The following is a 21952-nucleotide window of genomic DNA, read 5'->3' as shown; positions in this document are numbered from 1 at the left end:
ACCTCCTATTTTTATTGGACTTTGCTTCAAATCAAAGCTGATTATTGAGGCTGAGTCGGCGCATATTGCTGATGCTGCTGCAGCAGCTGGATGAGCGTGCTCATGTGATGAGAATGGCTCTGGATTTGCTGAACGCAAATCTGGTGAACCGTAGAGTTCTGGGTCGTGCCTGCGGTAGCAGCCAGCTGCTTAATGAGCAAATCCTCGTTGGAAATGGAGTCTGCGATGTATTCCAGCTCTTTGCCGCTGAGTGCCTGCATTTGGGTTGATTGCATGTTCTAATTTCCCTCCTTCTAGTTGTACAAGCAGTCTTTATTATGCCGCGGAAGCCTATGCTTTATGTGCTTTTTGGAACAGCCCGGCCTCTTCATGAACTGGAGGATGCCTAGTGTATGAGAACAGGCAACTCCGCCAATACTACCCTACCGGAATCTCATTAAGGAGAGATCAACAGATGAACCTTATCAGCGGGCAGCTGCCCTGGGAATCGACATTACCTAATCCGCCGGCTTATCCTTCACTGGGAGGAGATATAGCCTGCGATTGTCTGATCGTCGGCGGAGGCATGGGCGGTGCTATGACTGCTTACCGTTTATCCCTCAGCGGGGCAGATACTGTCCTGATTGATAAAAGAGCCATCGGCAGCGGCAGCTCCCACGCTAACACCGGCCTGCTGCAAATCGCCAATGACAAGTCGCTGACCTCTTGCATCAATACGTTCGGTGAAGAACAAGGGGTGCTGTTCTATAAGCTATGCCAGCGGGCCTTGGGCAAGATTCTGGAGCTGCCGGACCAGATGGACATGGATCCGCTGATTATTCCCCGCAGCACCCTGCTGTATGCGAGCACCCCGGAGGATGTTCCGGCACTGCGGCAGGAATACGAAACTCTGACGGCACACGGCTTTGATGCGGAATTCTGGGATACGGACAAGGTGCGTGCCCATTACGCTTTTTCCAAGCCTGCGGCTTTGTATTCCAGAGGTGATGCAGAAACCAACCCTTTCCGTACTGTCCACAGCCTGATCAGCAAGGCACATTCCGGCGGAGTTAACATATTTGAACACACTAAAGCACGGCATTATGAGTTCAGCGCGGAAGGTGTTACCTGCTATACAGACAATGGACGGATTTTTGCTAAATATGTGATTTTTGCCATGGGATATGAAACTCAGGAGATGAAAAAAGACCGGGGGGCCGAGCTGATCAATACTTATGCAATCATGACCCGGCCTCTGAAGAACCTCCCAAAGTGGCATGAACAAAGCTTAATCTGGGAAACTGCCCGGCCTTATTTGTATTTCCGAACAACCCATGACGGGCGGATCATTGCAGGAGGCAAGGACGAACAGCTCACGGGTCCCCAGCAAAGGGAAGCCAGAGTATTGTCCCAGAGCCAGAGGCTGCTTGAGGAGCTTGGAGCGCTTTTTCCGGAGATTAAAGGAGTGGAGGCAGAGTTCTCATGGGGCGGAGTATTCGGAACCTCCCGGGACGGGCTGCCTTTTATTGGTCCTCACCCCGACTATCCCCATTGTTACTTCATCGAAGGATATGGCGGCAACGGAACCGTCTACAGCATGATTGCCGCTGAACTGCTCGCCGATACCCTTGCCGGCAAATACCGGCCCGAGCTTGAGCTGTTCTCGCTGACACGGACCACCAAGCCGTCCCCGGCTCCATCCGTTCAGACCTAAAAAACACCAAGCGCCCGGACTCATAGAGCCCAGGCGCTTGGTGTTTGCCGGTTAATACGCGGCAGATGCCGGATCTTACTGTGCTTTTACAAACTCAGCGGATTTAATTCCTGCCTGACGGCCAAAGATAATGATCTCGGCAACAGAGTTGCCGCCGATCCGGTTCTGACCATGCAGCCCGCCCGTTACTTCACCTGCTGCAAACAGGCCGGTAATCGGATTTCCGTCTTTGTCCAGAACTTCGGTATTGGTGTTAATCTTCACGCCGCCCATAGTGTAGTGAATTCCGGGACCGATCTTAATGGCGTAGTACGGACCTGCGGACAGATCGTTGTCCATGCCTGTTGTTCTGCCGAACTCGGCATCCTGTTTATTTTTCACAGCGCTGTTCCATGTGTCTACTGTAGCTTGCAGCTTGTCTGCCGGAACCTTCATGGCCTCTGCTAAAGCCTGAGGTGTATCCCCCTGGATTACAAAGCCCATTTTCTCATATTGCCCGATCGCTTTAACGCGGGATTTAACACCGGAATCAAATACAAGATAAGCCGATTTTTCAGCAAGTGTATTGATTGCCGCAGTGACTTTATCACGTGTGTTCAATTCATTCGTGAACCGGGTGCCTTCACTCGAAACGAGAATAGCTCCTTCGCCGCGTACCGCTTCCCCAATGAGATAGGATTTCTCCTGCTGCACGGTCGGATGAACCTGGATTTGGTCCATATCTACTGTCGTGCCGCCCATCGCTAGGATCATTTTAATACCGTCACCGGTACTGCCAATCTGGTTGGTAGTTACGTACCCTTCCAGATCCGGTCTGACTTCTGTAATCATATCCATATTGGCACCGAAACCGCCGGTGGTCACAACGACTGCTGCTGCGGTAATCGTTTTCTCGTCAGCCTGGTTAAACAGGACCTTGACACCGTTTACCTTGCCGTCCTGCTGAGTAATTTCTTTCACATCGGCATTTACAAACAGCGGAATGCCTTTCTCCTGAACATTTTGCACCAGACCTTTAACCAGGTACTGGCCTACCGCAGAACCGTCCTCAGGACGGTGTGTGCGTTTTTCGTTCATACCGCCGGTAATCGTAATATTATTCAAACGGATTCCGATCGAATCCAGCCAGTCAATCGCACTCGCGGAATTATCAACGAAGAAACGGAGCATTTCTTTATCGTTGGTATCATGACCGCCTTTTAGCGTCTCTTCATAGAAAAGATCATTGCTGTCTTCAATCCCCTGCTCTTTTTGGAACTTCGTTTGGGAAGCGTTCATTCCCGAAGAGGATTTCGTTGTATTCCCGCCGGCAACCGGCATTTTTTCAAAAATAACCGGATTCATGCCCTTTGCCTTCGCTTCAAGCGCTGCAGACATCCCTGCTCCGCCCGCTCCGACAATGATAATGTCATAGTTCTCTTTCAATTGATCAAGCGGTGTATAGCTGGCTTCGGATGCCCCCGAAACGGCTTCTGTTTCTTTTGGCGCGTTAGTTGCTGTTGCCGCGCTGTTCTTGCTCTTGCTCTCATTTGCGCTATTGCTGGTATTGCTGCTGTTGTTACCGCATCCCGCGATAACAAGTATAACGGAGAGAACGAGAAGAAGAGCGGCTGCTGTTTTCTTTTTCATGTGTAAACCCTGCCCCCTTGTGCATATTTTCACAATTATCATAACGGCATTGCCACTCTCCCTGGAAGCTTACGTAACTAAAGAAAACGTTTAGTAACTAAAGTAACCAACCTCCCCTATTTTGATGATTGAAAATTAATAAAAATTTATATTATAACATTTTATGTAATTTAATATCCAGTTCGTGTTCACAAAGCTGTGTCATCGTCCGATAAAGAAAATAGTTGTCGGATATACAAAATACAACATTATTTTCATTCATTCGACAGCATTAGACAAATTAGGCGGTGGGCTTTTTTTATGACGAACAGCAAAGTATGGGGGTTATTGAAGGTATTCGCGGGACTTTTAATCCTAACAGGAATTATGGGCTGCAGCAGCTCAGGTGGGGAAGTCAAGGAAGCGGCAAAAGATCAGGAGGTTACTCTTAAGTTTATTTGGTGGGGGAAAGAACAGCGGAAAGAGGCTACGCTGAAGGTCATTGATCTGTACATGAAGGAGCATCCGGGCGTCAAAATTGTGACGGAGGATTTCCCCAATGCGGATGCAGTAGCAACCCAGTTGGCTATGGAGACCGCGGATCAGAATACCGCAGATATTATCCAGGGGGATTATGCCTTTATATTCAATTATATTAACCGGGATCTCATTGAGCCCCTTAATCCCTATATTGCAGATAAGAGTCTTTCCGTTTCAAATGTTTCCCCGGAGTATTTGGCTCCAGGCAAGAAGAACGATGAGCTATATGCGGTCAATATCGGCGTTAATTCCGAAGCTCTAGCCTATGATCCGGCATTTTTTCAGGAAGCAGGCATTGAAGCCCCTTCTCCGGAATATACGATAGATGAGCTATACAAGACCCTTGTAGAACTAAAAGAATCTATAGATGATCCCGATTTCTATCCGATGGGGGCTATGTTTAATGCGAGCTATTTCCTGAGAACCAGAGGCGTATCCATGTACAATGCCGAAGGAACGGCTCTTGGTTATGAAGATGACAAGGATCTTGCAGATTATTTCGCTCTGTATAAAAAATGGACAGATGAAGGCTTGTTAGGCTCCTTTGAGGGCGTCAACAATGATGAAAATCACCCGGTAATAACGAATAAGGCTGCCTTCTTCCCTGTTTTCAGTAACGCAGCCACTATCTTAAGCAGCAAGGCGGGGCGTACCATCAAGCTGCTGCCGCTTCCGAAAACGGGCGAACAAGAGGGGCGGTTCATTAAACCATCTATGTTCCTGGCAGTCTCTTCCTATTCAAAATATCCCGAAGAAGCAGCCAAGTTTATTGATTTCTTCATCAATAATGAAGCGGCCAATGACATCCTTACAGGTGAACGGGGAGTTCCTGTATCCAATGTGATTGCTGATCATCTCTCCGATAAGCTTGGAGAAGCAGGGAAACAGCAATATGAACTGCTGGACTATCTCAAAACTCATTCATCACCGATCGACCCTCCTGCCCCCGGCAATTCGATCATTGTCAACAATGCGTATCAAATCATTTTGGATCAAGTGATCGCCGGCAGTATCACACCGGAGCAAGGTGCGCAGCGATACCGGGCAGAGGCTGTCTCAATCCTGCAGGTTACAGAGGGGAAGGAACCGAAATGAATAGACTAGGCAGCATAACGATCCGGAAGAAATTATACGGCGGGTTCGGATTGATCCTGATCCTCCTGCTTGTTGTAGCTTTTACCAGCTACTCGTATCTTTCCAGGGTCAATGAATCTTATACCCAATTGATAAAGAATAAAGCCTTCTCTGTCCAACTGATCAAGGATTTGCGGATCGCAGTGGAACAGGAAAGAGCAAGTCTCAACAGCTTCCTGGTTGATGGAGATGAAGCCAATGTGGAAGCCTTTGAGTTAGCGAAGGAGCATTTCCATACCTCTCATGAACAATTAAAGTCAGTTCTGGCCGACCGGAGTGATAAACAAATTCTCGCCGGCCTTGATCTCTTGCAAGAGCAATACAGCAGTACAGCCCTGCAGATTATCGACAGCAAGAAGCGAAATAACAGCGATTATCTGGAGATTATCCAAACCCAAGGTCCAGTGCTGAACAAGTTCAGCAGTACGGCAGAACGTTTCGTGAAGCTCCAGGAGGATGAATTGGCCGTGGAATCCACGTCCACCTTCGCTGACGTCTCGGATATTAAGAAGCTGGTCCTGGCATTGACTGCTACTGCTCTGATTCTGGGAGCTCTAGCTTCCTATTTTATCAGCAGCGCTATTTCGAATCCAATCCGGAAGCTCCAAAAGATGGCCATACAAATTGCCGGAGGGGATCTACGGAATACCCTGGTGGAGATTAAGAATAAGGATGAGATTGGTCAGTTGGCTGAGGCTTTTAACAACATGGGCAACCATCTGCGGGTGCTAATCCGGGAAGTAGGGACTAATGCGGAGCAGGTTGCCGCCTCCTCGGAAGAGCTGACAGCCAGCGCTGAACAAACCGGGCAGGCTACGGAGCATGTTGCATCCATTACGGAAAAATTAGCAGAAGGAGCGCAGACGCAGGTGAACAGCATTGAAGCCAGCGTTACGCTTGTTCATAAGATGGATGGAGAAGCTGCGCAAATTGCTGATCTTTCCATTCATGTAAAGGAATCTGTGGATGAAGCATCCGAGCTGGCCTCCAAAGGGATTCAGGCGGTTGAATCTGCTATTCACCAAATGTCTGCGGTTTCCAAAAATGTAGGTGAGGTTTCAGCGGTGGTCAGTGCTCTGGCCGAAAGCTCCAGAGAAATCGGTGAGATTATTGCGATTATTACGGATATAGCGAATCAGACAAACCTGCTGTCACTGAACGCGGCGATTGAAGCAGCAAGAGCAGGCGAGCATGGCCGGGGCTTCGCGGTTGTAGCGAGTGAGGTGCGCAAGCTGGCGGAGAAGACGGCAGAATCCGGTAAACGCGTTTCCGAGGTGATTCACTCGATTCAATCGGAAACAAGCCGTACCATCGCAATGGTCAGTCAAGGGGAGAAGGAAGTCGAAGTCGGCATTCATGCCGTCCAGACCGCCGGTCAGTCCTTTGCCGAAATTGAAGGTTCTATTCAAAATATCAATGAACAGATTAGCGGCGTATCTGATGCTTCCCAGCAAATGTCGCATGAAACCCATGAACTGGTCGTTGCCTTTGAGCAGATTAATAGAATTACCTTAGCTTCCTCCGAGGGAACCTACGATGTATCCGCTTCGGCGCAGGAGCAGCTGGCCAGCGTAGAGGAAATAGCGGCGGCTTCAAGAATGCTGTCCGAGCTTGCGCAAGAGCTTCAGGAAAGCATTTCAAAGTTCTCAGTCTAGCAGATCAATCCCAGATACGTTACTTCCTATTAGGGAGGTAACGTTTTTCTTATTTTATGGAAAGACAGCAAAAAGGACCCGGCGGGCCCTTGGGTTAACGGCTGTTGCCGCTGATGTATTTCGTAATGATGTCATGACCGACAGGAGTAACCGTGTACATGTACACCGGTCTCCCCACCGCGCCATAGCTGATCTCCATGTCGAGTACTCCAGCGTCTTTAAGAAACGCCAGATACTTGCGTACAGAAATCCGCGAAATCGGGGCATCCTCCGTGATATCCTCCGTAGAGAATATAGGCCTCTCCAGTTGCTGTATAGTGTTCCAGATACTTTCCAGTGTCCCTTCGGACAGCCCCTTAGGCAGCGCTGCCGTTTTGTCCTCTTCTGTTCCCAGCGGATGCCGCAGCAGCTTATCGAGCTGCTGCTGGCTAAGCGGCTCCTGCTGCTTCATCAAAGTATAATCCTCCCGGTAGGCAGACAGCGCAGCCTGAAACCGGGCGAACTCGAATGGCTTAATTAAATAATCCACGGCTCCGAGCTGCAACGCCTTGCGGATGCTGGCCTTGTCGCTGGCAGCGGAGATGACGATAATATCGACCGTACTCCCCTTCTCGCGGAGAGTGGACAGCAGCTGCAGTCCGCTGGTTCGGGGCATATATATATCCAGCAGGACAAGGTCAATTACCTGTGCTGCAAGCATCTCCACCGCCGTCTCACCCGTAGAGGCCCAGCCTGCGAATTCAAAGCCCTCCACCTGCTCGAGATAGTGGCGGTTGAATTTGGCGACCATCGGATCATCCTCGACAATCAATACCTTAATGTTCATACATTCTCCTCACCCTTAACAGCATATGGCACGATCGCGATGAAAGTAGTCCCCGGTTCCTTACCGCAAATGAGCTGAAGGCGTCCCTCCAGTTTCTCCACACTTTTACGCACCAGGTACAGACCAATCCCCCGCTGTTCTCCCTTGGTCGAAAACCCTTGTTCAAAGATCTGCTTCTGCAGCAGCTCGGGAATTCCCGGACCGCTGTCCTCCACCGTGCAGCACAATCTCCCGTGCTCATAATGAAAAGCAAGCTCAATTTCCTTTACCTCCTGCCCTTCCAACGCTTCCATTGCGTTGTCAAGCAGGTTGCCGGCGATAGTGATCAGCTCATGGATCGTTTGCGGCTCAGCAGCTTCCGGCAGATAGCTGTCCTCCGCCAGCAGCAGATCAATCCCCGCTTCCCGTGCCCGGCTGAGCTTCCCCAGCAGAAATCCGGCCATCACAGGGTCCTTGATCATGCGGGTGATGGACCCGATTTCGTTCTGATAGTTGCTGACTGTCCCCGATATGTACTGCTGCAGCTCATCATACAGCCCCATATGCGTCATTCCCATAATGACGTGCAGCTTGTTCATGAACTCATGAGCACCTGCCCGCAGCGCATCTGCATAGACCGAGATGCCGGACAGCCGCTCCGCCAGGACAGCCAGCTCGGTTTTGTCACGGAACGTGGCAATCGCCCCGGCAATCACCCCGTTAACCCGGATCGGCACATTGCTTACGAGGAGGGTGATGCCGTTCAGCTCAAGCTCCTGGTCCTGTTTCGGTTCACCGGTAGCAAGTACCTGCTCCAGACCCAGCTCCGGCCAATAGTCAGCTATATTGCGGGTCATGCCATTACCCTTAATGCCAGCCGTGTTTAGAAGCCGCTCTGCTTCCAAGTTGACCATTGTGACCGTAGCTTCATGATCCACTGCTATAATCCCCTCACGTGTCGATTGCAGCATAGCACTGCGCTCCTGCAGGAGCTTGGATATGTCTGCAGGCTCCATGCCGAAGATCATCCGCTTTATCCTCAGTCCGAGAACGATTGCCCCACCGGCTCCAAGCAGTGCACCGGACAGCAGAATTGCGATAAGCGTCCATTCATTCTGCCTCACCAGACGTTGTACCTTCTCCATGGAAAGGCCTACCACAACTACTCCCACCTGGTATCCCTTGCCCGTATACACGGGAACAAAGGCACGCAGAGATTTACCCAGCATGCCTTCGCCTTCGGAGATGCTCTCTTCTCCGCGGAGTGCAGCCTGCTGCCCTCCCCCGACAAAAGACTTACCGATCATGGAGGGATCAGGATGGGAATAGCGGATGCTGTTCATATCAATTACAACTACAAACATAATATCATTGCGGCGGGTAATTTTGGAGGTATAGGCCTGGATCTCCCTGCTGCGCCTTTCACTTAAGCCCTCTGATACCAGCGGCATAAGGGCAATTGTGCGGGCAATCGCATTCGCTTTATCCTCCAGCGCGTGGCGGGTCTGCGGAATAATCTGATTACTAAAAATAAAATAAAGCACCAGCAGGACCAGCAGCACTACAGCTGAACCCATAAATGCTACCTGAGTTCTTAAACCGGTCAATCTTTTTTTAGCCATGAATACAAAAATCCTCTCCAGCTTGTCTTGCATCAATTATTGCATATTACCGGCACGGCTGCGATGAAGCTTGCGGCGGAGGACGACCCAGCTTCCTAAAGGCGCTGCCCCCAATACAAGCAGGAGTACAATAATCGCCAGCTGGGAGCTGTTAACGGACAAGACCCCAATAAATGCAAACATCCCCAGCATTCGCCCGCTCATCAGGCTGAGCTCGCGCAGCACTACTAATTCGACCCGCTTACTCACACTTTCTGCTGATTCACCCATCAGGTCGAAGCTGATAGAAGTCATCGGCAGCATATATAGCGGCATGAACAGAGCGGTTCCGATTCCCATCACCAGCAATGTCCCATAGCTTACCTTCCAGACAAGCGGCACGATAACAGCCAGCAGCAATATCCCCCCGGCCAGCATACCCGCAGAGCGATAGCGGGGCTTGAACCATTTGCCTGCCGCGAAATAACTGATGAGCGACACTGCTGATGTAATCAGTGCAAATTGTCCCAGCTTACTCTCTGTCTGCGCCGCGATGTAGACCAGAAGATCGATCAGAAAAGCGAAGACTCCCCCTCTTAAGCCTTGAAAGAACAGTGCCGCCGCGACAGGCCGCCAGCGGCTGCCGGAACGCCGCAGCTCCCGCCACGGCTCCAGCCACAGATATTCGCCTTCACTTTTGCGTTTCTTCAGAAAAAAGCTCAGGACGGCCGCCACTGCATAAATGCCCAGGGATAGCATAAACACGACTCTGTACCCGCGCTCCCCCTGCATTCTGGAGATCATCCACCCGGAGAGAAACGGGCCGATGATCCCGGCGAGTGAACCCAGCAGGCCGATCCAGCCATTAAAAAAATCCCGGTTATCCGCCTCCGTAATTTCAAAATAGATAATGTTATAAGCGAGCCAAAATACGCCGATGGATAATCCGAGGGTCAGGCCTAACGGCCAAATATAACTGGAGGCTCTCCCTCCGAGCCATAACACCAGCAAATAAAAAAAGCCCGAAACGGCGATTCCCAGCCGCAGGGCATTCATTTTATTATGTTCCTTCACCCACTTGCCGGCCAGCCAGAAGCTAAGGCCCACCGCCACCTGCTGGCTGAGCGCAAACCAGCCGATCATGACGTAGTCTTGACGGCTTTTCCACAAGTATACATTTAAAAAAGTACCTGCCAGAGCACTGGCCAGCAAATACAATCCGTTAACCGCCAGCAGCAATACCGCCTGACTTTGTGGTGCTCTCTTCAATTAGGGCGCCCTCCTTGCCTTCTGAACAATCCTGCTTATCGTTCCCGGAAGGAGGGCGAATTATGAACAGTGCCTATTTATTCCCGTTGCTCAGGTTACGCACAAACCCCGCCCGGTCTTCCTGGGCCAGACTCTGCTGAACATGGAAGCAAGAAGGGCATACATACAGATTCAGCGAAAATGGCGCCTTCAGCACAGGTCCGCCCAGTGCCTCCGGAGACGACGGTTCAAAGCTGGTTACCTTTTGTGTACCGGACAATACCAGGAGTTCATGGCACTGCGGACATTCCGGCGCCTCAAGCTGCGCTGCCAGAATCGCTGCTACGCTTTGTTCATACTGCTTCAGATCATAGTCGTCCCCGAACTGGTCAAGGGTGTTGAAGATCGGCACTACGCTTTCTTTGTCATCGTCGTCCCACAGGTTATCATCACTGATTTCATCTTCTTCGGAGACATCGGCTGTTTCTTCTTCCAGCTCTTCATCCTCAAGATCATCTACGCCTACCGTGATAGTACGGTATCCGCTAAGCTCATTGTTGCAGTGGGGGCAGGTATCCTCAGGCCCAAATTCCTCGTCCCACACAATTTCGGTATGGCACCAAGGGCATACAGTTGTTTCCATCTTCACGTTCTCCTTCTTACCTCACATTTAAAAATCAGTTCAACACTAAATAAATAATTCCTGCCGCTATAAAAGCGACGGCGGAGATAAATAGCACCCGGATCAGAATTTTCATCAGTTCCTACTCCTAAGTCAGTATATAGCGGCGCCGATCACATAGGACAGTGAAACCGAGATCAGCATAGCTGTTAGTCCCACCGCCCGGTTATCTGCTGCAATTTCATCATCAATCGAAAAGACGGGAGTCAGAAATTCGAACAGGAAATACGCCAGCAGCAGCAGTAAAAAACCGACAAGCGACCATTTCATTGTCTCGTATATGGAGGCTCCAGCCTGAATGCTGAAGCGCAGAATATTACAGATGCCGAATATTTTGCCGCCGGTTGCCATCGCTACCGCTACATTCCCCTTACGAATCTCTTCCCAGCAGTTGTACTTGGTCACCATTTCGAAGAAGGACAGGAATATCACCAGGCCGAGAATGGCCACAGTGAAGTAGCCCAGCAGTGCACCCAGCGGATGATCCAGCAAAAGATCAATATTTCCTTGCATTGTTCCCCTCTTTCTGCCGGGCTCCGCCGCTATTCCAGTTCAGCCACGGTTACACCCGCGCCGCCCTCGTTATAATTTCCTAGCCGGTAGCTTTTGACATGCTTATGTTTACGCAGATATTCCTGAATGCCGGTCCGCAGTACGCCGGTTCCTTTGCCATGGATAATCGATATTTGTCCAAGATTGCCGAGGAATGCTTCGTCGATGAAACGGTCCGTTTCCATAATCGCTTCTTCCAGGTTCGCACCGCGCAGGTCCAGCTCACTGCGGACATTCTCATCCCGTGTACGTTTGACGGTCGTTGCACGGCGGAGTGCAGGTGCCGGATTATCCGGTGCAGAGGCCAAAAATTCCAGATCGCTTAGATTGACCTTCATCTTCATTATGCCAAACTGCACAAGCGCTTCCTTAGTCCCGCTCAGCTCAACCACATAGCCTTTCTGGTTCACGCTGGGCAGCTTCACCTCATCGCCGGGCTGAATCTGCCGCGGGGCCTTGCTGCTGCTCCGGGACACGGTTTTCTTACGCGGTGCCGGTTCTGCTTCATCCAGGCGGCGGCGGGCTTCAATCAGCTTGTGCTCCTTGACGGAAGCTCCTTCCTCCAATGCCAGACGGCGCAGACCGCTGATGATTTCCTCCGCTTCCTTGCGCGCCTTGTCGAGAATGGCGGTGGCATCCTTCTCCGCTTTCTCCAGCCGCTTATCACGCTGGCTTTCCAGCTTCTCCAGCTCCAGCTGCTGCCGCTTGCGGAATTCCTCCGCTTCCCGGCGGATAACCTCTGCCCGCTCACGTTCGTTCTCTGCGGTGAGCCGGTTCTCTTCGAGTGAAGCAATCATATGCTCGACGCGCAAGTCCTCTTCCTTCACTTCACCGCGCGCGTGATCCAGAATCGCGTTGGGCAGTCCAAGCCGTTCAGCGATGGCAAAGGCATTGCTTCGTCCCGGCACGCCGATCAGCAGGCGGTAGGTGGGACTTAAGCTCTGCACATCAAATTCCATACTGGCATTAATGACGCCTTTACGTTCATACGCATATGCCTTCAGTTCACTATAATGTGTCGTGGCGACCATCCGGCATTCAATCCGGTGAATATGCTCCAGGATGGCAATAGCCAGCGCCGAGCCTTCAGCAGGGTCAGTTCCTGCGCCTACCTCATCCAGCAGGATAAGACTTTTCGGAGTCATCCGCTTCAGGATAGAGATAATATTGGTCATGTGGCTGGAGAAGGTACTCAGACTCTGTTCGATACTCTGCTCATCCCCAATATCGGCATAAATGGCATCAAATACACACATCTGGCTGCCTTCCTCAGCGGGGATAAACAAACCGGACATCGACATCAGACTCAGCAGCCCGATCGTTTTCAGCGTAACTGTCTTACCGCCGGTATTCGGACCGGTAACAATAATCGAGCTGTACTGATTGCCCAGCTCCACATCCAGCGGCACCACCTGCTCCGCAGGGATCAGCGGATGACGGCCTTTACGCAGCTTAAGGTAACCGCGGTCGTTCATCCGCGGCTGGGTTGCCTTCATCTCACGGGCCAGACGCGCCTTGGAGAAGATGAAGTCGAGCTGTCCGAGTATATCCACGTCGTAAGCCATTTCTTCGGCAATATCGCCAACCATAGCGGTCAGCCTGTGGAGAATAATCTCAATTTCCCGTTCCTCGCGCAGCCGCGTCTCGCGCAGCTTGTTGTTCATCGCCACAATCGATTCCGGTTCAATGAACAGCGTGGCCCCAGAGCCGGACTGGTCATGCACAATTCCGCCAAAGTGAGCACGGTACTCCGCTTTGACCGGAATCACGAAGCGGTCACCCCGGATCGTCACAAGCTGATCCTGCAGCATCTTGGCTACGGAAGATGACCGGATCATCGAATCCAGCTTCTCGCGGATCCGGGTCTCTCCGCCGCGCAGCTCCCGGCGGATTGAGGCCAGCTCCGGACTGGCCGAATCAAGCACATTCGCGTCCTCATCAATGCATGAACGGATGGCATCCTCCACATGCTTCTGTTCCGAGAGCAGGTCGCTCAAGGCAAACAGGGAATGAATCTTCTCATCCTCATGCATGGCGGCCAGGAACCGCTTCACTCTGCGTGCTCCGCCGATCGTATTGCCCACGGAGAGCAGCTCCGGCGTTCCCAGCATGCCGCCGATCGATGCACGTTTCAGTGCAGGACGAATATCGCTGACCCCGCCAAACGAAGGAATACCCTTGAGCCGGTCAACATTTGCCGCCTCATCTGTAGCCTGCAGCAGCCGCTTCACGCCTTCAAAATCTCCGGAGGGCTTCAATTCTTCCGCCGCAAGTTTTCCCATCGGGGTCTGCGTATATTGCATCAATTTATTTAAAATCTTGCGATATTCAAGCGTATGCAAAATTTTGTCGTCCAATTACCGTCACAGCTCCCTTCATAGATGTTTACATTATACCTAATTCGGCCCATTTTCGCTATTTGGGCATAGAAACCGGGGGGCGAGACCATAATAACAACTGCACATATCCTTATGTGAAGGCCAAAGGAGGCTCATTCAATGAGATTTTTAGGTCATGTGGTCCGTTTCGTGGTAGCAGCGATTGTCCTGCTCGTTGTCGGCTGGATTGTTCCGCAATTCACGATTGGCGGGTTCTGGAGCGCACTGATCCTGGCCCTGATCATTGCACTGCTTGGCTGGGTGATTGAAGGGATCTTCGGCAAAAAAGCGACTCCCTTCGGCCGTGGTATCGTTGGTTTCCTGGTCAGCGCCCTGGTCATCTGGATCGCGCAGTTCGTCGTGAGCGGTGTCAGCGTATCGATACTGGGAGCCTTACTGGCTGCTCTGGTCATCGGAATTATCGACCTGTTCCTGCCGGTATCTACCCCGTTTGAAGCCGGCAAATAACCTGAACCCGCTTCAGCAGTGTTCAGACAATGAAACCCCCTATCTCCGGATTATATCGGATATAGGGGGTTTGTTGTATGATTTTATGCGTAAGTCGCAACTGTAACCTTGCCGTGCACCTGGGAAGCGGTAACGACCTTATTTTTGCCGCTGCGTTTGGCAGTATACAGGGCATCATCCGTTTTGCGGAACAGCAGCTCTTTGCCGTCGCCCAGCTGATAATCACAGAGTCCGATGCTGACGGTAATCGGCTTACCTCCGGCGTACGGATGTTCCATCTGGCTGATGGCGAGCCTCATGTCTTCTGCGGCTGCGTATGCTTCCTGAAAGCTTTTGTCGGTGAAGATGACCGCGAACTCCTCCCCGCCATACCTGGCAGCAAAATCATTCAGGCCGATTTGCCCCGCAACCTTGGCTGCAACCTCTTTGAGCACAAGATCGCCCACCCAGTGTCCGTAAGTATCATTCACACGCTTGAAATTATCGATATCAAAAAGCGCCAGCTGCAGGCGCAGCCCGTTGCTCTCACATTGCTCCAGCAGCGAATCCAGGTATTCATGGAAGGTTTTATGATTGTAGAGGCCGGTGAGGGCTTCTATTTTGAGCAGCTTGTCCGAAATCGCCCGTTCCACCATGAGTCCTTGCTCCGATTTAGTCAACTGCTCCAGATGTTCACGAACCTCCCAGGCACGGACAATGACCGCCTGAGCCATCACTACGAATACTATAAACACACATTCAACCAGAAGAAATTCCAGCAGCGGCTTGTCCAGCACAGTCCGTTCCAAACCGAAATAAAGGGCAGCATAAAACAAGAGGCTGAAAACTCCCAGGCATTTGAGCAGCTTCTGGTCGAAATAGATAAGCGAAATCATTATCGGCATCATGAGGGTCATCTGAGCCCCGTCCACAAAAGGCTCCAGTACAAAATACATTAAATACGATACAACAAAACCGCATCCGACCACAGCCTGCTTGTGGTATTGGTCGGTTGTGCGCAGCCACATTTCCGCGAGGCTCATTGCAATGACGATCATTAAGTTGCAGGCAATAAATAAGTGGCCTTGGCCCGGGAGAAGCACCGACTTCACCTCAGGAATACGGGCGGACAGCATAAAGATGAACTGTACGGCCAGCATTAACAACACCAACATCCAATAGCCGCTTAATATTCTGCGGTGCCAAACCTCCGCATTTTGTGTATCCATTGCTAGATTAATGTGAATCCCCTACTTCTTACCGATATATAGTAGCTTTAATTATAATGAATTTAAATTATCTTTGCACCATTTTTTTGCGAATTTCGACAAACAACGACTTTCCTCAGCCGATTAACTCTTTTAATAAAGTTTATTCAAGACTTCACTTAAAAAGTAAGCTATGCTAGGGTCATAACTCTAGCCTGTCTATCAAAATCCGGAGGAGGATCATCATGTTCAAAAGACCTGCCTTATTAATGTCCATCTTATGTCTGCTCATCCTGTCTGCCTGCAGCGGGGGCAATGAAACATCGACAGCTCCTGACGTAGCAGCTGAGAATACTGTCGCTGCTGAGGATGAACTCATCATTTCGGCTACAAATTACAGCTTTGACCAGAAGGAATATCATCTGAAAAAGGGTGTGCCCGTCAAAATCGTGTTTAAGAATGAGGAAGGCAATCACGGCATGCTGATTCCTGAGCTGGAGCTGAGATTAGATGCCAAAACCTCCTCCCAGGTGATTATCCCCGAGGAAGCCGGGACCTTTGAAATGACCTGCGCAATTATGTGCGGCTCCGGGCACAGCTCCATGAGCGCTAAGGTGATTGTGGAATAACGAGTATCCGTTCCAAAATACAGCAAAGAGCCGGCGAAGGGGGATCCCTATACCGGCTCTTTAATTCGTCGTTATGCAGCCGCAGCTGCTACTTTACACCCTTGCTGCGGTTGGAAATATCCAGCCATACTGCAATCACCAGAATCGAGCCTTTGACCACATACTGCCAGAACGATTCCAGGCCCATCAGCGACATTCCGTTATCAAGCGAAGTCATCACGAGTGCCCCTATAATTGCTCCGATTACTGTCCCGGCTCCGCCCATCAATGAAGTTCCTCCAATGACGCAAGCGGCAATGGCATCCATCTCCGCCATGTTGCCGGCAGTGATGGTTGCCGAAGCCAGACGTGAGGTAAGCACGATGGCCGCAATGGAACCGAGCAGCCCGCTCAGCACAAAAATCAGCATGGTCTTGCGCTTGATGTTGATGCCGGAGAGGCGTGCGGCCTCAATATTGCCGCCTATCGCATAAATATGGCGGCCGAACGTTGTTTTGGTCGAGATAAAATAGAAAATCGCCGCCAGTACAATTACAAATATAATAGGAAACGGAATGCCTTTGTAATTGTTCATCACCGCTACAAATACCGCTACAAGCAGGGACAACCCAGCCACCTTAAAGATATCAATACTCAGAGGAGCGATGGCAAAATCATATTTCTTGCGGGAACGCCGTTTATTGAATGTACTCCACATCAGGAAGCCGACTGCCACAATTCCAAGAATGATGCCAAACCCCCGGGCAAAATAAGCATTCCCGAGCAGTGCCAGCACTGGATCGGATACAGGGATGGTCATGGATTCCGTCACACCCATAAGCACACCACGGAAAACCATCATTCCCCCAGCGTAACGATGAAGGCGGGAATCATTTTATAGGCCACCAGCCAGCCCTGAAGCAATCCGAGTACGGCACCGGCTGCAAGTGTGCCTAAGATTACTACAATGGCCGGAAGCTCCAGCCAGTTACTGAGGATAGCGGCCATGCCGCCGGTCAAACCGACGATTGAACCGACTGAGAGATCAATATGCCCCGCTACAATGACCAGCACCATGCCGATTGCCAGGATGGAGGTGACTGACATTTGTGTAAACAGATTCGATAAATTCCGTGAAGTTAGAAATGTGGGATTTAAAATCCCGAACAGCACCCAAATCAGAATGAGCGCTCCTACCATCGTATATGCGCGTACATCCATTTTCCCGAATAAAACACTGAAGCGGGATTGTGACGCAGCAGGGACCGTACCATGTTCCTGAAGCTCTTTTTGCAGTTGCATAACTATTTACCTCCTGTAGCGGCCAGCATGATCTTCTCTTGCGTTGCTTCGCGCCAATCATATTCTCTTACGAACTGCCCTTCACTCATCACCAGAATTCTGTCGCTCATTCCCAGTACCTCCGGCAGCTCCGATGAGATCATAATAATAGCCACTCCCTGCTCTACCAGTTGATTCATCAAATTATATATTTCATATTTTGCTCCAACATCAATTCCCCGGGTAGGTTCGTCCATAATCAATATTTTCGGACTGGACATCAGCCATTTGCCAATAACGACCTTTTGCTGATTCCCGCCGGAAAGTGTCCCCACTGGCGTTTCCAGTGAAGCTGTTTTCGTCTTCAGTTCCTGCACATACCGGCTCGCCCATCTGATTTCTTCATTCTCATTAACGACTCCGAGTCTAGAGACCTTGTGCAATGTAGCCAGTGTAGTGTTTCTTTTCACATCCATCCCCATTACGAGTCCCTGGCGCTTACGGTCTTCGCTGACCAGGGCAATGCCCGCCTTAATGGCTTCTGCAATCGAGCGGATTCGTACTGCCTTCCCTTCAATCTGCACGGTTCCCTCAGCCCTGCCTCCGTAAGCCCCGAACAGGCTGCTGACTAATTCTGTGCGTCCGGCCCCCATCAGTCCGGCTATCCCGAGGATTTCCCCTTTACGGAGTGTAAATTCAATGTCGCGAAGTACCCTGTGATGTTTTTTTTCAGGATGCCATACATTATAATTCCGAACCTCAAGCACTGCTTCTCCGGGTGTATGCTCTACCCGCGGATAACGTTCTGTCAGTTCCCGTCCAACCATCAGGGAGACAACCTTGTCGTCATCCGTTTCATTTCGATCAAGCGTAGCTACGGTCCGGCCATCGCGCAGCACGGTGATTGAGTCCGCCAAAGCAAACACCTCTGGCATCTTGTGGGAGATATAGACGCATGTTACCCCCTCACTCCGCAGTTGGTTGAGAATACCCATCAGGATGGACACCTCGCTTTCCGTCAAGGCTGCCGTAGGCTCATCCAGAATCAGAATCTTGGTGTGCTTGGAGAGCGCCTTCGCAATTTCCACCAGCTGCTGCTGGCCAATTCCTAAATTCCCGATCTTCGTATCCGGCGAATGATGGAGTCCCACTCTCTTCAGCCAAAGCGAAGCCTGATGGTACAGCTCATCCCACTGGATCGCTCCCCGTCTTGTCGGTTCAGCCCCCAGGAAAATATTCTCCCCTATAGTCATCTCCTTGACGAGCGCCAGTTCCTGATGAATGATAGCAATGCCGGCCTTCTCAGCATCCGTGATTTTATGAAATTCCTTCTTCTCGCCGCTTATAATGATTTCTCCGCCGTAAGACCCCGCCGGATACAATCCGCTCAGGACCTTCATCAGCGTAGATTTACCGGCGCCATTCTCACCGCAAAGTGCATGGATTTCTCCCTGCTTCACCTTGAAGTTCACATGGTCCAGTGCTTTCACTCCGGGAAATTCCTTGCTGATCTCAGCCATTTCGAGTACATACATGAGTGCCGTTCCTCCTTCCGGTCCTTAAGCAGCAGCGATGCGGAGCATGTAAGGGCTCCGCATCGCTGTGCCGCAAAGGCTGTCTTATTGTTTAGGCCACTGATCCTTAGGCACATTTTTGTATACTTCCTCAAGCGTATGGAAGCCGTCCTTAATCAGCACATCCAAATTGTCCTTGTTGACTGCAATCGGATCCAGCAGTATGGAGGGAACATCAATTTTACCGTTGTTAACTGATTTTTCTGTCGAAATGCTCTCGCCTTTGGCAGCTGCAACCGCCATTTCAGCAGCCTTAGTCGCGATGGCGTTGATTGGCTTGTACACGGTCATCAGCTGTGTGCCTTCGGCAATACGCTGTACAGCGGCAAGGTCGGCGTCCTGCCCGGAGACAGGGATTTTTCCGGCCATTCCCTGTGCGGTCAGCGCCTGGATCGAACCCCCGGCCGTCCCGTCGTTGGCGGCAACTACGCCTTGAATGTCGTTATTGTTCGCAGTCAGTGCATTTTCCATATTTTTGAGGGCCTCTTCCGGCTTCCAGTCCTTGGAGAACTGGTCATAAACGATTTTAATATCGCCCTTTTCTTCCAGCGGCTTCAGAATGTTCATAGCACCTTCTTTGAACATGTGGGCATTATTGTCGGTATCCGCCCCCCCGATATAAACTATATTTCCTTTTGGCGCCTGATCGATCACAGCTTGAGCCTGAAATTCTCCGACACGCACATTATCAAAAGAAATATAGTAATCAACTTCGGAATTATTGATCAAGCGGTCATAAGCGATCACCTTAATGCCCTCTTTATGGGCTTTTTCCACAATGGGAGCCGTAGCTTCGGCGTTGTGGGCTATGACTACAAGCACATCCACGCCTTGAGAAATCAGCTGTTCAGCTTGGCTTAATTGGGTTGCATCATCTCCGTTGGCAGCCAGCACCTTCACTTCTCCGCCGAGCTCCTCTACTTTCTTCGTGAAAATATCCCGGTCCTTCTGCCAGCGCTCTTCTTTCAGCGTATCCATCGACATGCCGATGACAATCTTATCCCCGTCCTTCGCCCCGGCTGTTTTCTCCGCTTGCTGATTATCTCCGTTTGAGACCAATCCGCAGCCTGACAGGGAAGCTGCCAGCACTATAGCAGTCAATCCTGCTGAAATGACTCTTCCGTATTTTCCCACTTGTTCTTCGCCCCTCTTCCTGACTCAACTTTTTTGTTTGCGCTTACAAATAAAATAGTAGCATGGATTTTCCGGAGGGGATGCACCTATTCCCAGCACTTTTTTACCTTCCGCCTGCATTCCGTTATCCTTAGCTGTAATGAGTTTCTTCCGGCCTCTTTTCATAGGAAAAAGCGGGGATACAGCACAAAAAAATCCTTGCCGTATTAGCAAGGACTTTGCTTCCCATACTGCTGCCTAAACTCGCTTGGTGTAATACCGACTGCTTTTTTAAACACACGGCTGAAATAATTCGGATCCTTGTACCCTACCTCATAGCAGATTCCCTTGAGGCTCAGTTCCTCTCCGGCTATCAGCCGCTTCGCCTCATTAATCCTAAGCCGTGTCAGATAGTCGATAAAGGTTTCACCGGCTTGCTGCCTGAACAATTTACTGAAATAATGCGGGCTCAGATTCACATACTCGGCCGCCTGCTCCATCGAAATGTCCTCTTTATAATTCTGGTTGATATAGAGCAGGGCCCGCTGGTGCACATGGGAACGGCTAGACTCCCGTTCTTCATTCAAGCTGTCGATCAGCATTTCCAGCCAATGCTCTGCCCCTTGCTTCAGGGACTGAGGCTCCTCCACAGCGTTCAAATCAGCTATGATCCCAGCTCCAGCCTTGGATTGAACTGCCCTGGCCAGGAACAGCAGCAGACCGATAACCTCCCCCCGTAAAGTTGAAAAAGGCCGTTCCACCGCCTCTCCGAAGGTTTTATACAGCTTGACAAAGCGCTCAATAGCCTCCTGCTTGTCCCGCCGCAGCAGAGCCTCAATCAACTTATTCTCCTCGTCCAAAGATATGGCGGTCTGACCCGAGCTTTGGGTGATATCATCATAATGGCGCACGCTGAAAAGGTCATTGTTGTCGGCACAGACACGTACCGCCTCCCGGTAGGAACGGCTCAGTCCGTCCCAGCCTTCCCTGATAGAGCCGATGCCGACATTTAACGGCAGTCCAAAACGCTGTTCAGCGAGGCTTCGGAGCCGTTCGCCCCAATCGAGGGAAAGAACCCGCTGGGAGTATCCTGTGCGGCCCGGCGGCAAGGGGATAAACAAAGCCATCTGATATCCGATTAAAGGACCGGCCAGACAGCCCAGACCAGACTTCACCAGCTGTTTGACCGCCTCATAGATTTCACGCTTTACCAGCTGGAAATCCGTCCATTCTCCACTCGCCTGCCGGGGAAACGACAGTACCATAGCATAGCCCTTGCTCCATTGCAGGTTCAGGAGTCCGGCCAGCTGTTCAAGCTCAATCTCCTGCACATATTCCAGCATTAGCATAAGTGTCAGCTCATTTTCAGCCAACGGCAGCAGATGGGCAAGCCTTTCCTGCTGCTCAAGCTGCTCATGCCTGCGGCGCTTCTCCTCCTGAATCTCGGCAATCAGCTGCTTCAGCACATCTGCCACCTCCTCGCGTCTGGCAGGTTTCAGCAAATAATCCTTCACTCCCAGCAGCAGCCCTTCCTTGGCATAGGAGAAATAATCATGGGCGGTAATCATCACAATTTTGGCTGAAGGGAGCTTGTGGAGTATTTGCCGCACCGCCTCTAATCCCTGTATGCCCGGCATTTTAATATCCATGAAGACAATATCCGGCCGATGCTCCTCCGCGAGCTGTATCGCTCTCCGCCCGTTCTCTGCATGCAGAAACTCAAAGGTATCCGGAAAAAGATGCCTAATCATCAGCTCCAGCCCTTCCCGTTCCAGCGCCTCATCATCGGCAATCAGCAAAGTGTACATGGTTAGTCTCCTTTCGT

At 50.9% G+C, this 21952-nt stretch carries 17 protein-coding genes and 1 pseudogene; 5 read left to right on the top strand and 13 right to left on the bottom strand.

Going from position 1 to position 21952, the window contains the following annotated elements:
* Positions 1–41 precede the first annotated feature (41 nt).
* Positions 42–275, bottom strand: coding sequence for a hypothetical protein (locus QU597_RS08760; RefSeq protein WP_236333782.1), 234 nt, complete (start codon positions 273–275; stop codon positions 42–44).
* A gap of 179 nt (positions 276–454) precedes the next feature.
* Here QU597_RS08760 and QU597_RS08755 point away from each other — a divergent pair, with 179 nt between their 5' ends.
* Positions 455–1693 (top strand): NAD(P)/FAD-dependent oxidoreductase, encoded by a 1239-nt coding sequence (locus QU597_RS08755; RefSeq protein ID WP_310832290.1) that lies wholly within the window; start codon positions 455–457, stop codon positions 1691–1693.
* Positions 1694–1768: 75 nt separating this feature from the next.
* Here QU597_RS08755 and QU597_RS08750 read toward each other — a convergent pair whose 3' ends face one another.
* Entirely contained in the window at positions 1769–3322 is a 1554-nt protein-coding gene (locus QU597_RS08750; RefSeq protein WP_310832289.1) for a flavocytochrome c, read from the bottom strand.
* A 300-nt stretch (positions 3323–3622) separates the two neighbouring features.
* Between QU597_RS08750 and QU597_RS08745 the strand changes: the two genes are divergently transcribed.
* A complete protein-coding gene (locus QU597_RS08745) occupies positions 3623–4936 on the top strand; it encodes an ABC transporter substrate-binding protein (protein ID WP_310832288.1) in 1314 nt (437 codons plus the stop codon).
* On the top strand, positions 4933–6630 hold the full coding sequence (locus tag QU597_RS08740; protein WP_310832287.1) for a methyl-accepting chemotaxis protein: 1698 nt from the start codon (positions 4933–4935) through the stop codon (positions 6628–6630). The genes QU597_RS08745 and QU597_RS08740 overlap by 4 nt, the downstream gene beginning before the upstream one ends.
* 94 nt (positions 6631–6724) lie before the next feature.
* Here the strand turns inward: QU597_RS08740 and QU597_RS08735 are convergent, their stop codons facing one another.
* The 6 genes from QU597_RS08735 to QU597_RS08710 all read right to left on the bottom strand — a co-directional run bounded on the left by QU597_RS08735 (position 6725) and on the right by QU597_RS08710 (position 13875).
* A complete protein-coding gene (locus QU597_RS08735; protein ID WP_310832286.1) occupies positions 6725–7456 on the bottom strand; it encodes a response regulator in 732 nt (243 codons plus the stop codon).
* On the bottom strand, positions 7453–9057 hold the full coding sequence (gene dcuS, locus QU597_RS08730) for a DcuS/MalK family sensor histidine kinase (protein ID WP_310832285.1): 1605 nt from the start codon (positions 9055–9057) through the stop codon (positions 7453–7455). Before dcuS ends, QU597_RS08735 begins: the two co-directional genes overlap by 4 nt.
* A gap of 36 nt (positions 9058–9093) precedes the next feature.
* A complete protein-coding gene (locus QU597_RS08725) occupies positions 9094–10305 on the bottom strand; it encodes an MFS transporter (RefSeq protein ID WP_310832284.1) in 1212 nt (403 codons plus the stop codon).
* 73 nt (positions 10306–10378) lie between these two features.
* Positions 10379–10927, bottom strand: a complete 549-nt coding sequence (locus QU597_RS08720) for a hypothetical protein (RefSeq protein ID WP_310832283.1) — start codon at positions 10925–10927, stop codon at positions 10379–10381.
* A gap of 132 nt (positions 10928–11059) precedes the next feature.
* Positions 11060–11479: a DUF350 domain-containing protein gene (locus tag QU597_RS08715; RefSeq protein ID WP_310832282.1), complete on the bottom strand. Its 420-nt coding sequence runs from the start codon at positions 11477–11479 to the stop codon at positions 11060–11062.
* A 29-nt stretch (positions 11480–11508) separates the two neighbouring features.
* Positions 11509–13875: an endonuclease MutS2 gene (locus QU597_RS08710; protein WP_310832281.1), complete on the bottom strand. Its 2367-nt coding sequence runs from the start codon at positions 13873–13875 to the stop codon at positions 11509–11511.
* Between the two features lie 141 nt (positions 13876–14016).
* Between QU597_RS08710 and QU597_RS08705 the strand changes: the two genes are divergently transcribed.
* On the top strand, positions 14017–14364 hold the full coding sequence (locus QU597_RS08705; RefSeq protein ID WP_054939658.1) for a phage holin family protein: 348 nt from the start codon (positions 14017–14019) through the stop codon (positions 14362–14364).
* 83 nt (positions 14365–14447) lie between these two features.
* Here QU597_RS08705 and QU597_RS08700 read toward each other — a convergent pair whose 3' ends face one another.
* Positions 14448–15518, bottom strand: a complete 1071-nt coding sequence (locus QU597_RS08700; RefSeq protein ID WP_310832280.1) for a GGDEF domain-containing protein — start codon at positions 15516–15518, stop codon at positions 14448–14450.
* A gap of 278 nt (positions 15519–15796) precedes the next feature.
* Between QU597_RS08700 and QU597_RS08695 the strand changes: the two genes are divergently transcribed.
* On the top strand, positions 15797–16180 hold the full coding sequence (locus QU597_RS08695) for a cupredoxin domain-containing protein (protein WP_310832279.1): 384 nt from the start codon (positions 15797–15799) through the stop codon (positions 16178–16180).
* An 88-nt stretch (positions 16181–16268) separates the two neighbouring features.
* On the opposite strand, the pseudogene QU597_RS08690 reads toward QU597_RS08695, so the two are convergent.
* The 4 genes and pseudogenes from QU597_RS08690 to QU597_RS08675 all read right to left on the bottom strand — a co-directional run bounded on the left by QU597_RS08690 (position 16269) and on the right by QU597_RS08675 (position 21935).
* A pseudogene (locus tag QU597_RS08690) lies at positions 16269–17461 on the bottom strand (sugar ABC transporter permease).
* Between the two features lie 2 nt (positions 17462–17463).
* A complete protein-coding gene (locus tag QU597_RS08685) occupies positions 17464–18975 on the bottom strand; it encodes a xylose ABC transporter ATP-binding protein (RefSeq protein ID WP_310832278.1) in 1512 nt (503 codons plus the stop codon).
* An 84-nt stretch (positions 18976–19059) separates the two neighbouring features.
* The gene (gene xylF / locus QU597_RS08680; RefSeq protein ID WP_310832277.1) at positions 19060–20148 is read right to left on the bottom strand and encodes a D-xylose ABC transporter substrate-binding protein; all 1089 of its coding nucleotides are present in this window, start codon (positions 20146–20148) and stop codon (positions 19060–19062) included.
* A 206-nt stretch (positions 20149–20354) separates the two neighbouring features.
* A complete protein-coding gene (locus tag QU597_RS08675; RefSeq protein ID WP_310832276.1) occupies positions 20355–21935 on the bottom strand; it encodes a helix-turn-helix domain-containing protein in 1581 nt (526 codons plus the stop codon).
* Positions 21936–21952 lie beyond the last annotated feature (17 nt).

It is taken from the genome of Paenibacillus pedocola, from assembly GCF_031599675.1.
GTDB lineage: Bacteria > Bacillota > Bacilli > Paenibacillales > Paenibacillaceae > Paenibacillus_AQ > Paenibacillus_AQ pedocola.
Note: the sequence above shows the minus strand (reverse complement) of the source record. Positions and strands in the feature narration are given on the sequence as shown.

What these genes read in the sequence shown, in the direction of transcription:
- QU597_RS08760 (WP_236333782.1), bottom strand. Translation starts at nt 275, where the DNA reads ATGCAATCAACCCAAATGCAGGCACTCAGCGGCAAAGAGCTGGAATAC.
- QU597_RS08755 (WP_310832290.1), top strand. Translation starts at nt 455, where the DNA reads ATGAACCTTATCAGCGGGCAGCTGCCCTGGGAATCGACATTACCTAAT.
- QU597_RS08750 (WP_310832289.1), bottom strand. Translation starts at nt 3,322, where the DNA reads ATGAAAAAGAAAACAGCAGCCGCTCTTCTTCTCGTTCTCTCCGTTATA.
- QU597_RS08745 (WP_310832288.1), top strand. Translation starts at nt 3,623, where the DNA reads ATGACGAACAGCAAAGTATGGGGGTTATTGAAGGTATTCGCGGGACTT.
- QU597_RS08740 (WP_310832287.1), top strand. Translation starts at nt 4,933, where the DNA reads ATGAATAGACTAGGCAGCATAACGATCCGGAAGAAATTATACGGCGGG.
- QU597_RS08735 (WP_310832286.1), bottom strand. Translation starts at nt 7,456, where the DNA reads ATGAACATTAAGGTATTGATTGTCGAGGATGATCCGATGGTCGCCAAA.
- dcuS (WP_310832285.1), bottom strand. Translation starts at nt 9,057, where the DNA reads ATGGCTAAAAAAAGATTGACCGGTTTAAGAACTCAGGTAGCATTTATG.
- QU597_RS08720 (WP_310832283.1), bottom strand. Translation starts at nt 10,927, where the DNA reads ATGGAAACAACTGTATGCCCTTGGTGCCATACCGAAATTGTGTGGGAC.
- QU597_RS08715 (WP_310832282.1), bottom strand. Translation starts at nt 11,479, where the DNA reads ATGCAAGGAAATATTGATCTTTTGCTGGATCATCCGCTGGGTGCACTG.
- QU597_RS08705 (WP_054939658.1), top strand. Translation starts at nt 14,017, where the DNA reads ATGAGATTTTTAGGTCATGTGGTCCGTTTCGTGGTAGCAGCGATTGTC.
- QU597_RS08700 (WP_310832280.1), bottom strand. Translation starts at nt 15,518, where the DNA reads ATGTTGGTGTTGTTAATGCTGGCCGTACAGTTCATCTTTATGCTGTCC.
- QU597_RS08695 (WP_310832279.1), top strand. Translation starts at nt 15,797, where the DNA reads ATGTTCAAAAGACCTGCCTTATTAATGTCCATCTTATGTCTGCTCATC.
- QU597_RS08685 (WP_310832278.1), bottom strand. Translation starts at nt 18,975, where the DNA reads ATGTATGTACTCGAAATGGCTGAGATCAGCAAGGAATTTCCCGGAGTG.
- QU597_RS08675 (WP_310832276.1), bottom strand. Translation starts at nt 21,935, where the DNA reads ATGTACACTTTGCTGATTGCCGATGATGAGGCGCTGGAACGGGAAGGG.